At 39.9% G+C, this 12,476-nt stretch carries 10 protein-coding genes; all 10 read right to left on the bottom strand.

Going from position 1 to position 12,476, the window contains the following annotated elements; all coding sequences use genetic code 11:
• Positions 1-40 precede the first annotated feature (40 nt).
• Complete coding sequence (locus AAEZ22_RS15550; protein ID WP_011328351.1) at positions 41-1,405, bottom strand: DUF1329 domain-containing protein; 1,365 nt, start codon at positions 1,403-1,405, stop codon at positions 41-43.
• A 13-nt stretch (positions 1,406-1,418) separates the two neighbouring features.
• Positions 1,419-3,518 (bottom strand): DUF1302 domain-containing protein, encoded by a 2,100-nt coding sequence (locus AAEZ22_RS15545; protein ID WP_011328352.1) that lies wholly within the window; start codon positions 3,516-3,518, stop codon positions 1,419-1,421.
• Between the two features lie 252 nt (positions 3,519-3,770).
• A complete protein-coding gene (locus tag AAEZ22_RS15540; RefSeq protein WP_080516811.1) occupies positions 3,771-3,992 on the bottom strand; it encodes a DUF2835 domain-containing protein in 222 nt (73 codons plus the stop codon).
• A 3-nt stretch (positions 3,993-3,995) separates the two neighbouring features.
• Positions 3,996-6,590, bottom strand: coding sequence for an aminopeptidase N (gene pepN / locus AAEZ22_RS15535; protein WP_352297934.1), 2,595 nt, complete (start codon positions 6,588-6,590; stop codon positions 3,996-3,998).
• Between the two features lie 48 nt (positions 6,591-6,638).
• Entirely contained in the window at positions 6,639-8,123 is a 1,485-nt protein-coding gene (nhaC, locus tag AAEZ22_RS15530; RefSeq protein ID WP_011328355.1) for a Na+/H+ antiporter NhaC, read from the bottom strand.
• A 159-nt stretch (positions 8,124-8,282) separates the two neighbouring features.
• Positions 8,283-10,307: a carboxy terminal-processing peptidase gene (gene prc / locus AAEZ22_RS15525; RefSeq protein WP_011328356.1), complete on the bottom strand. Its 2,025-nt coding sequence runs from the start codon at positions 10,305-10,307 to the stop codon at positions 8,283-8,285.
• A 26-nt stretch (positions 10,308-10,333) separates the two neighbouring features.
• Positions 10,334-10,972: an RNA chaperone ProQ gene (gene proQ / locus AAEZ22_RS15520; RefSeq protein WP_352297931.1), complete on the bottom strand. Its 639-nt coding sequence runs from the start codon at positions 10,970-10,972 to the stop codon at positions 10,334-10,336.
• A 15-nt stretch (positions 10,973-10,987) separates the two neighbouring features.
• Complete coding sequence (locus AAEZ22_RS15515) at positions 10,988-11,266, bottom strand: hypothetical protein (RefSeq protein ID WP_011328358.1); 279 nt, start codon at positions 11,264-11,266, stop codon at positions 10,988-10,990.
• Positions 11,266-11,724, bottom strand: a complete 459-nt coding sequence (gene msrC, locus AAEZ22_RS15510) for a free L-methionine (R)-S-oxide reductase MsrC (RefSeq protein ID WP_011328359.1) — start codon at positions 11,722-11,724, stop codon at positions 11,266-11,268. The genes AAEZ22_RS15515 and msrC overlap by 1 nt, the downstream gene beginning before the upstream one ends.
• A 128-nt stretch (positions 11,725-11,852) precedes the next feature.
• On the bottom strand, positions 11,853-12,233 hold the full coding sequence (locus tag AAEZ22_RS15505) for a hypothetical protein (protein ID WP_182676611.1): 381 nt from the start codon (positions 12,231-12,233) through the stop codon (positions 11,853-11,855).
• Between the last annotated feature and the right edge of the window lie 243 nt (positions 12,234-12,476).

Raw genomic sequence — 12,476 nt, 5'->3', positions numbered from 1 at the left:
AAAAAGGCACCTAACCAATCGGTTAGGTGCCTACTATTAACTATCTACCTTCGCGACGTAATGCGCTTGATGTAAACTCATTGTCGTTAAACGACTGAGAAAAATCATACATTTTGTGCTGGTTATCTAAACCAATTGCTAAGTAACGACGAGAGTTTAAATCATGATAAACCTCTAACGTACTCCACTGCGTTGGTACTTCATAGTAGTTAAGGCCATAAGCCATAGCTACACGGTAAAGTTGGTCACGGTTATCGTAAATATCGGTAACCTGTACTTGCCAGCTATCTTCATCAATATAAAACACACGTTTTTTATAAATATGGCGCGTATCATCTTTTAAGTTAGCTTCAACCACCCACACACGGTGCTTTTCGTAGCGTGTATGCTCAGGGTTAATATGTCCTGGCATTAATATTTCGTCATAGCTTAGTTTATCGCTATGGAGCTTATAACTATTGTATGGAATATAAAGCTCTTGCTTACCTTTTAATGTCCAGGTGTAACGGTTTGGTGACCCGTTAAACATGTCAAAGTCATCAGTGGTACGTAAGCTGTCAGCTGCTGTACCTGGTGCATCATAAGCAACGTTAGGTGCACGACGAACACGACGTTGACCACTGTTGTAGGTCCATGCTTGGCGTGGCGTTAATATTTGGTCCATGGTTTCATGCACTAATAACGCAGTACCCGCTAGGCGTGCCGGCTCTGTTACTTTTTGTTTAAACTTAAACAAAATATTTGAGTCTTGCAGTTGCGCAGGTGTAGCACTTGGATCTGAGTATTTAACTAGTAGTTGCTCATCAAAACCAACATAGTTATACGAACCCGAAGCGGTAGGTGCTGCTTGGCCGCCAAAGCGCTCAATAGACTGACCACGGTAACGTAGCAAGTGATTCCAAATTGCCTCTAAACCAGTTTTAGGAATAGGAAATGGAATACCAATTGCTGTACTTTTAATCCCATTACCGCCTTCTATTAGCTCTGCAGTGGGTGCAAATTGCTTAGTTGCATCATATACAAATTGCGGGAACGAAGCAGAGCGACGAGTTGCATATACTGGCATTTTAAAGGTATCAGGATACGCTTCAAATAACGCAATTTGGCCAGGGCTTAAGTTCGCTTTATATTTTTCAATATTACTTTTATCAATAGTAAACAACACTTTATCCGTATTAAACGGGTCTAAGTGATGCATACCTGCTTTATAACCTGCCGGTGCTGCGGTAATACCACCATTCCACGCAGGAATAGAACCATCTGCATTGCCTGCTTTTTGAGCGCCTAGTGGCGTTAAGTCTGCACCTAAGCGCGCAACTTCTTCGCTGCTAATTTTAGCTAAAGCAGCGTGACTTGCAAACAAGCTACAAAATGCAGTAGCAATGAGGGTAGGTTTTTTAATCATAATAATATTACCCCTAAATAGAATATTTTAAGTTAAATGAAATGTAATCGCGATCAGAGAAGGTATTAATGTCGCCGCCACCCCAAAATGAGTTGTAGCTAACATCTAATGACCACGCATTTTGATAGTTAAAGTTCATGGTTGCACCTAACGATTTACGATCCTCTATAAACAAAAACATAGGATCTGGCGTGCTACCATTTACGTCATGAGAAAATACAAAACGTGGCGAAAAGTTAATACCGTTATACAGGTTATAATAATCACCTTTAGCAATTAAGCGATAACCCCACGATGTAGCCGTAGCAAATTGTTTTTGCTCTGCTCCATTTGATAACGCCATATGTAGCGCAGAATAATCAGAACTGCCTGGGCCGGTCATAATGCCACTACGCCCAGTACCAGAAACGTTTAAACGCATTTCATCGTACTCCGGCATACTATGAATACGCACGCCACCAACCTCACCTACCACAGCCCAGCTATCTGCACCCAAAGATGGGCCAAATAAATGCGTCGCGGTAAATTGTAATTGACTGGTATTACGCTCTATATAACCTTTTGCTAGCTCGCCTGGGCCAACAACACTGACAGCATTGCCTTGGCTCATTTGTGAAATACCTGCAAATTCAGGGCGTAAACCTGCCACTGCTAATTGCTCTGGCATTGCAGCGTAAAGTAGCTCTACGTCATCAATTTGTAGTGGTTCATCTTCGCGAAAAGTAAACTCACCAGCAAACGCAGTTTCACCTAAAGATGTGTTGAAGCTCAAACCATAGAGTTTAATGTCTTCTGGGTATTCATTTTTTGCTAAAGAGAAAGCTCTTAAATTATGAATATTATCTTCAGTGATTTCAGTCGTTGTAATCATTGCTAAATCTTGGGCAAGTGAAGCTTGAGTAAAATTAGACACTCGACCAGATACTAACGGGCGACGGCTATGATAATTCACATGATAAAATGCCACTTCCGTGTCATTAAATTCAGGTAAAAACACGCCTAAACGTAAACCGTATTGGCCGCCGTCATCCGGCTCTACTTTACCTTCATCGCCTTTACCTTTTAGTGCTACCTTAGTTGGATAGGCTAAATACATTTCGGCCAGTAGCGCTTTGCCTTGAGCACTTGAAGGATCAACGCCTTTGAGTGAGGCTGCTAGGGCAAAGTCAGAGGTTAAATTATTTAAACTGTCGGTTAAAAATGCTAAATCAATATCAGGATTTGAAGTAAAACCTAACTGCACATTTTGCTGATAACCATTTTCAGAGGCAAAGTCATTGGTAGAAAAATACGTTCCCGTTGCTGGTAAGCGTGTTTCTTGCCATTGGTATTGATAAAAACCCTCTAAGGTTACGTTATCAGTAATACCTAACGATGCCCATAACATACCAACAGGTATAAAGGCTTCTTTAAGCTCTGCACCAGGCGCTTTTAAACGGTCTATGTCAACTGGGTTAACGTTAATACCATGCGATATTAATGTACTTTCACCCCAATTTATTACTTGTTGACCAACGCGAATTGATAGCGGGTTTTTGCCTTCATTTAAATCAAAGCTTGCCCATACATACGCATCTAATAAACGGATGTCAGCACAGCTTTGTGCTTTTGTATCTTTGTCATCACATGGATCGACGCCTTGGCCTGAGGTAGGGTTTACATAAGCACGATCGCCATCCATTAACTCAAAGTCATAAAAATACATAAATCGAGTAAACAAACCATAATTATCTTTACTGATAGATAGATCATGGGTGCCCTTTAATAGTTTTGAAAACGAATCACCACTATCAAAGTTTAAATCGCCTGCATCACCATTGTTTGAATATGATCCTGGTTGCGCCCACACATCTTGCGATGAGTAAACGGTATTGTTTAAGGCTGGGTTATAACCCGTCCAATCGAATGAAGGGTTGTTACTTTTACCTATTAAGCCAAAGTCTCGGTCTTCTACACGAATACTTTGTCCATAAGAAAAAGTGGAGTCGAAAGTTATATCAAAACCTCCGGCTTCAAAAACTGCCGCTTGTGCAGTCATTGCAGATAACCCTAAGCTTGCGGCTGCTAAACCTATAGCGATTTTATTTTTAACAAAAAGCGATCTTCTTATCATTTTGGTTTCCCCCCTGTCGCGGGTCATTTTGTGTGATCAAGTTATTGTTTTTAGTGTAATCGTAACGATAGAAGCGAATTAAACAAATTACAAACAGTCGCCTTCAATCAGTCATAATCTTTTTTATTCACTGACGTTTACGCAATGGTAAGACGTCATACCAGTAATTTATACACGCAAATTAACAATAGGACAAATCGAAATTAACAAAAAGGCAATATTTATGTATATCTATAACATAAATACAAGCGCTTAGGCTACTCGTTCGAGGCGGATAAACTTATTTTCGGGGGTAAGTATCAATCTAAACCTACCTCGCACCCCTAAACTAGAAATGTAGGGGCGCAGGTAGTTTGCGGCAAATCGAATGCTTTTACCGCTGTCATCTACAACTTGTACTGAGCTATAACGTCCATGGTAGTAATCCATGCATTCGTTGTAGCTCAAATTTAATCTAAAATAATATTCAATCATGATTTAATTTAAGGCTTTTTCAACCTTCTCAAATAAATCGTCGCTCAGCGTATCTAAATCAGCTAAACGCTGCAGTTGTGTTTTCATTGCTGCAGAACGTACTTTATCGTAACGTTTCCACGACATAAAAGGCGTTAACATGCGTGATGCATTTTGCGGATTAATAGTATTGAGCTTAATGAGTAAATCACCAAGCAAAGCATAACCTTGACCATCTAGGCGATGAAATTGCGCGGTATTAAAGTGACTAAAACTGCCAATTAAAGCACGCACTCGGTTAGGGTTTGAAAAGTCAAAACAAGGATGTTCATACAGTGCTTTAATATTGTCAATTGCATCATCACCCGACTGCATAGCTTGCAGTGCAAACCATTTGTCCATTACTAATACGTCGTGTCGCCATTGGCTATCAAAATGTGCAAGCAAGGTGTCACTTAATGTATGCGACGCTTTTATAGCACCACTGAGCGCACCGAGCACATTGGTCATATTAGTTGAGCTTGCAGCTTCTTTTATAAATTCAGCCGCTGGTAAACTGTCTGTTTTTGCTAGGTAATACAAACATTGTTGTTTTAATGAACGTATTGCCACAGCAGCCGCATTAACACTGCCATCGTCTTCAAGTGCTTGGTAACAATTAATAAATTCTTGTTCAAGGGTATCAGCTATTTGCTGTTCAAACTGCTGTGTAATAGTAAGAATGGCATCAACTGGGATCGTCTCAAACTCAGCTGCTAAGGTATCAAAGCTAGGGAGTTTTAACAGTTCAGCAAGTAATGCCAAGTCACCTGCTCTACTGGCTATTAATACCTGTAATGCTGCTATTATTTCATTACTTAATGGTTCAGGGTTTTTGCTTGCAATACCACGCTTAACCGCATTAATAAATAGCTGTTGCTGTGCATCCCAACGCGAAAAATCGCTACGCGCAAAGCGCATTATGTGCAATAGGTCTTGATCGTTACTGTGCTGCTTTAATATACACGGGGCTGAAAAGTCTTCCAATAAAACGGCAACAGGTTGCTCTGCTAGCTGATCAAAATTAAATGTTTGCGTTGCTTTAGTTACATCAAGCACATGATCAACGCTCTGACCTTTATATTGTAACGGTACACTTTCCCCCTTGCTATCTAACAGCTCAATTGCAAAAGGAATATGCAAAGTATCGTTTTGTGGCTGATTAATTGGCGCAGCCTGCTCAATGGTAAGGCTAAACGTTTGCGTCTCGCTATGGTAACTTTGTTGTACATTTAAACGAGGAGTACCCGATTGGCTATACCAACGTTTAAATTGCTCTAAGTTAATATTAGATGCATCACTCATAGCACTTACAAAATCGTCACAGGTAACCGCTTGGCCATCGTGGCGTTCAAAGTAAAGTGTCATGCCCTTTTGAAAGTTAGTTTCACCAAGCAAGGTGTGCATCATACGTATAACTTCAGCACCTTTGTCGTATACAGTCACAGTGTAAAAGTTATTCATTTCAATTACTTTTTCTGGACGAATAGGATGCGCCATAGGCCCTGCATCTTCACTAAACTGGTGAGTACGCATTACTTTAACGGCATCAATACGGTTTAGCGCTCGCGAGCCCAAATCACTGCTAAATTCTTGATCTCTAAATACTGTTAAACCTTCTTTTAACGATAACTGAAACCAATCTCTACAGGTTACGCGGTTGCCGGTCCAGTTATGAAAGTATTCATGCCCAACAATAGATTCAATGGTGTGATAGTCTTTATCGGTAGCGGTTTCTTGATTTGCCAAAACGCACTTACTATTAAAAATATTAAGCCCTTTATTTTCCATCGCTCCCATGTTGAAAAAATCAACGGCAACAATCATATAAATATCAAGGTCATACTCTAAATTAAAGCGTGTCTCATCCCACTGCATCGCTTTTTTAAGTGAGCTCATTGCATGTGGTGTTTTTGACAAGTTACCTTTATCTACAAATAAGGCTAAATCGACATTCTTACCACTTTTTGTAGTATAGCTATCATTTAACACATCAAAGTCACCCGCCACTAAAGCAAATAAGTAACTTGGCTTTTTAAACGGATCTTGCCACTTAGCAAAATGACGACCGTCTTGCGTTTCACCGCTATCTACCATGTTGCCATTAGAGAGTAACTGCGGGTATTTTTTGTCTGCTATTATGGTTACATCGAATGTTGATAAAACATCTGGACGGTCCATATAGTAAGTTATTTTTCTAAAACCCTGCGCTTCACACTGAGTACAATAAGCCCCACCCGATAAATAAAGTCCTTCTAGAGAAGTATTTGTTTGCGGAGAAATTTCGGTCACTATACTAAGTTGGCAGTGATCTGGTAGGTTATTAATAATGAGTTGCTCACCCACTATTTTATAATCGCTAATATCATGAGTATCTATTGAGAGCGACACTAAGCGTAAATCAATGCCATCGAGTACTAAAGGTGCCGTTTTAGCGCCCACGCGGCTCAATGTAAGTAGCGCAGTGACTCTTGTTGTTAATGGCTGTAAATCAAAGTTAAGCTCGGTGTGATTAATTAAAAAGTCTGGCGCTTGGTAATCTTTTAAATATTGTGTTTGCGGTTTTTGTGCGGCAGTCATAAATACTCCAAAAAAAGCCCCTTTTATGTTTAAAAGAGGCTGTTTAAATTAAGCAGTCTGTTTTGGTTTAATACGTAATATTTTAATACCTAAATAAGCATAAATAATTGCCAATACAGGGTTAATTAAATTAAAGAAAGCATACAGTGCATAGTCAAATGGATTGATCAGTAACACGCTTTGCATATAGGCACCACAGGTATTCCATGGGATCAGCGGGCTGGTAATTGTGCCGCCATCTTCTAAGGTACGCGATAAATTAACCGGTTTTAAACCACGGTTTGCATATTCTTCTTTAAACATCCGCCCCGGTACCACAATAGCAATATATTGATCCGCCGCAATGACGTTTGTACCAATACAAGTCGCTATAGTTGCAGTGATTAACGAACCTGTGCTTTTTGCGATTTTAAGAATACTCTTAACAAACACATCTAACAGCCCCGTTTTTTCCATAATAGCGCCAAACATCAGTGCCGTCATAATTAGCCAGGTTGTTGTAAGCATACCTGACATACCGCCCCCACTGAGGAGTGCATCCATATTGTCGTCTTGGGTACTAATACTAAAACCATCAAAAAAAGTGGTCCAAATTAATTTAAAGTAGCCTATTAGCTGGCCTTGGCTTATATCTATTTGGCTGGCAATTAAATCAGATTGAAACAACACAGCCCACACAGCGCCAAGTACCGCGCCTATCGATATAGCAGGAAACGCTGGCATTTTGCGTATCGCAAGTACTAAAAGTACAATTAAAGGCACTAGCATTTCTAAACCAATATTAAAGTTTTGCTGCAAAATAGCAGTAATTTCATCAATACGCCCTGCTTCACTCGATGCAGTCGCGTTAAACCCCATAAATATAAAGATTATTAAGGCAATTACAAAGCTCGGTACTGTAGTCCATAGCATATGCTGAATATGTTCAAATAAATCTGCCCCCACAACCGCAGGCGCTAAATTAGTAGTCTCTGATAGTGGACTAAGCTTATCGCCAAAATACGCGCCCGATATAACCGCACCAGCCGTTACTGTTTGCTCTAACCCTAAGCCTGTAGCAACGCCTAATAAAGCCACACCTATTGTAGCCGCTGTGGTCCACGAACTACCAATGCTCATTGCTACAATGCCACAAATTAAACAACTAGCTGCATAAAACCAACTCGGATTAATAACCTGTAAGCCATAGTAAATTAGCGTAGGTACTGTGCCCGAAAGCAACCAAGTGCCTATTAACGCACCTACCATAAGTAAAATTAAGATAGCACCTAACGACAAGGTGATCCCTTCAATCATCGCATCTTCTAGTTTTTTCCAATTGTAGCCATTTTTTAGACCTATTAATGCTGCTGCAAAAGTAGCAAATAACAAAGCTATTTGATTTGGCCCAGAAGAGGAATTATCACCAAATAGATAAACAGCCGCACCAAGTAAACAAATGAGAACTGAGATTGGAATGAGTGCATCAAAAAACGAGGCGGGTTTTATTGGTTTTTCTTCTAATGACTTCAAGATAAAGACTCCTACACACATCTAATGCATGTTAATTATTCTTCTTAGCACATACAGCGCATTAATCGAGCAACATTGATCTAGCTCAACTTTGTGTAATCAGCGATTATAACAATCTTGTAAATTATGGGTAGCAAAAAAGGCGCAATTGCGCCTTTTTTTATAGAGGTAAACCAATTATTACTTTTTGGCTATACGCCCGTATTTAATATAGTCTTGAGTGATCAGGGCTGCTTCCTCTAAAAATGGATCCAGCTTTTCAATTACTTCCGGCACATCATCTAGGTTTTCGATTGGTTTTTCACCTAAACGCGCTAAACGCTCATTAGTACGCACTAAAGCGCGTGCTTCATTTTCATCTTTTTCTTTAATACGCTGAGCTTCTACTAACGAAATAGTTTTGCGGTCTTTCTCTTCGTTGTAGCGAGTAATGTCTTCAAATACATAATTAAACTCTGGCTCTGACTGAATACGCTGCGCATGTTGCTTATCTAAATACGTAATAATCGGTTTTAAGTCACCCATTTCTTGGTATCTAGCGCGTACTATGCTATCCCACGGCAGTGCATTATCTTGTTTGCTTTCTCCCCACTCTGCGGGATCAATTGCAGATGGAAACGAAATATCAGGAATAACGCCTTTGTGTTGTGTGCTACCACCATTTATGCGGTAAAACTTAGCAATTGTATACTGCACACTGCCAAGCTCGTTGTCGTACAGGTCGTACGCTCGCCCTAAGCCTTTGTGCTGTTGTACAGTGCCTTTACCAAAGGTTTGCTCGCCAATCACAATACCGCGACCATAATCTTGTATCGCTGCTGCAAAAATTTCAGAAGCAGATGCACTGTATCTGTCTACTAGAACAGTTAACGGGCCATCGTAGTACGTAATACCATCGCGGTCTTTCTGCTCTTCAATACGATTATTAAGAGTGTGAATTTGTACCACTGGGCCTTGGTCGAAAAACAATCCAGAAAGCTGTGTTGCCTCGTATAAAGAACCACCACCGTTTTGACGTAAATCTATAATAACACCGTCTACTTTAGCTTCTTTTAGTTTAGCCAATTCAACTTTTACATCTTGCGACAAGTTATTATAAAAGCCAGGAATTTCAATAACGCCTATTTTACTGGTTAAATCGGAATACTGTGCTTCAAACACTTCAGATTTAGCTGCTCTGTCTTCTAGGCGTATTTTATCTCGGGTTATTTCAACTATTTTAGGCGTACCGTGCGCATCAGCGCCTTTTAGATACTGTAAACGTACTTTTGTACCTTTAGGGCCTTTAATTAAATCAACCACGTCATCTAAGCGCCAACCTATCACATCAACAAACTCTTTACCGTCTTGGGCAACGCCAATAATGCGGTCATCGGCTTTAATTTGTTGTGATTTATCGGCAGGACCACCCGGTACTAAACTGCGAATAACGGTATAGTCTTCGTCTGGGCTTAATACTGCACCTATGCCTTCAAGCTCTAGGTCCATATCCATTTTAAATTGCTCTGCACGGCGCGGCGATAAATAAGAGGTATGCGCCTCTATACTGCGTGCAAGCGAATTCATTACTATTTGAAAGGCATCTTCGGATTTTGATTGTACTAAACGCTTTTGTGCATTTTTATAGCGCTTTACAAGTACATCCTTTATACCTTCCCAATCTTTACCGGTCATTTTTAAGCGTAGTGCGTCATATTTAACGCGCTCACGCCATATTTCATCAAGTTCGTCTTGGGTGGTTACCCAATCAGCATCTTCTCGATCAAAAAAGTATTCATCTTGTTTATCAAACGTCATCTCATTTTCAAGTAATGAAAGCGAGTAATCATAACGCTCAAAGCGACGTTTAAGGCTTAGGTTAAAAATATCAAACGTAAAGCCTAACTTGCCGGTTACCAATGCGTTATCAAAGCCATTACGATATTGCTCAAATGACGCAATATCGCTGGCTAAGAATACACTTTTATTAAAATCAAGGGATTCGATATAACGATCGTACACTTTACTTGAAAGCTCATCGTTAAATCGAACCGGTGTATAGTGTGAACGAGTAAATAAGTTAACCACTCGTTTGCTGGCTGTAGCATGTTGACTTTCTTGCTTGAGCAACGGTAAGTCTTTTAACGTAACGGCTTCAACGGCAGCAAATAATGAACCTGAAAACAGGGCAGCAACTAACGGAATGAGCGTAAACTTTTTACTCATACACAACTCCTTAATTTATTTTCAGCTTAAATAATGTATAAGCTGTCAGCTTTGGTTTTAACTTGCATACCAGTCACTAATTCAACATGAACGTCGTCTTTGTTCACTTCAGTGATTATTGCATTAACAAGTGCTTGGCCAAGTTTAACCTTAACCTTATTACTAACCTTGACCTCACTTGCTGGTAAAGGTTCAATTTTTCCTGAACGCTTAACCGGTGCGGCTTTAGCTGTTTTATCTGCTGAAGTAGCATTTTTAGCGGCATGAGCAGGTTTCTTTTTGAAAGATTTTGCATCTGCATCTGGACGCGGACGTTGCTGCTTTTTGCGTTTAGCCATTTTCGCGCGGCTTTCTTCCAATGCTTTTTGTGCATGGTCGATATGCTCTTGCTCAACTTTTTCAGCTTGATTACCATCAAGATCAATACGAAACTCTGACTTAGTCACAGCTTCTAAATAACGCCAGTTAGACGTGTATTTTCTAAGCGCTTGGCGCACTTGAGTCTTGCTTACTTTTTCAGACCCTTCAATACGCTCAGCAATATCTTTAAAAATACCGACTTTAAGCGGTTTGATACCGTCTTTTTGTTTAAAACACTGCGGGAATTCTTGATATAAAAATTCCAACACTTCGTTCATATCTTTTAGCTTGTTTGTGGTTTCCATTTTAGAACCTATTTTTCACATCTTTTCATCAAGGGACGAATCAACATAGTGTATTACCCAGTCGACCAATTCTTCGAAGTCGGCCTCAATTACAGCCATATCACCACGAAGGTGTTCCCAAATACCATTAATTGTTTCATCGATAAATTCACACTCGGCTTCGTCTGGTAGACGATCCCAAGCAATATGAATCAAATCATTGAGCGTTTCCGCTACATGTTCTTCATCGCCTTCCCAATCGCCCACATCTTGTACGGCAAAAAGGTAGTCTTGAACATTTAGCAAGTCTTTCATTATAGGCTTGCCTCTAAGCATTTTACTAATGCTTCAAGACCCGCTTGATCGTCAGTATCAAATCGGCTAATACTTGGGCTATCTATATCAAGTACAGCAAATACTTTACCAGCTTTCATAATAGGTACAACTACTTCAGAATTTGACGCTGCATCACAGGCTATATGCCCATCAAAAGCGTGAACATCTTCTATTAATTGTGTTTGTCCGGTTGCAGCGGCGGTTCCACATACACCCTTTCCTACCGGAATTCGAATGCAAGCCGGGTTACCTTGAAACGGACCAAGCACTAATTCGGTAGGTGAATCCATAAAATAAAAGCCCGCCCAATTTACATCATCTAATGAAGTAAATAACAGCGCGCTTATATTTGCCATATTAGCAATTACATTCGATTCACCGCCTATCAGCGATTGCGTTTGCTTAACTAATGACTGGTAAAAATCGTGCTTTTGCATACCAAACTACTTCTTATTAAACATACAGTAGCTAAAGGTACTCTTTGTCGTGAAAAATTGAAACCTTTTGCGGCTAAAAAAAAGGAAAATGCACACTTTATCAGCATGCTTGCTTAATAATGCTACGATTATTTTTTTGCGGTTTTACGCAGCCCAAACAAAAACAGCCCTGCAGCAAACCCAGACATCACACTATTTATTAAAAATATCTCGCCCGTAGTAGCACTAAGTAAGTAACTAAAAATAGCGCCGCCTAATAAACCAAGCGTTAAAACCCCTGAATAATTTACTTTAGCGTACTTAAACATAAGTAAGTAACCTGGCACTACAAATGCGGCCATCGTTAACCCTACAATATGTGCGTTTGCTATTGCCGTCATCAATAATTGAAAAAATATTGATAAAAAGTCACCATTCATAGCAAGGCCATAATAAACACCCAACATACCACCAATAATGATTGGGGAGAGTAATGAAAGCCCGACACTTTTTGCAAGTTGATGTTTCATCGTAAAATCCTTAAATATACAAACATAAGCCTCAATAATATAAGCATGCCCTAAGCGAGGTAGCTTATAAATAGAGACTATGGTCGTAATTTAAACTTGCAATACAAACGCATTATTTTATATGAGGCACAAAAAAGCCCGCTAATTAAGCGGGCTGTTTTGTTATATGGTGGAGAGATAGGGATTTGAACCCTAGATGGGCTATAAACCCATGCCGGTTTTCAAGACCGGTGCATTCGACCA

Source organism: Pseudoalteromonas sp. 20-MNA-CIBAN-0454 (genome assembly GCF_040308685.1).
GTDB classification, from domain to species: Bacteria; Pseudomonadota; Gammaproteobacteria; order Enterobacterales; family Alteromonadaceae; genus Pseudoalteromonas; species Pseudoalteromonas nigrifaciens.
This window is presented reverse-complemented; position numbering and strand designations above follow the sequence as displayed.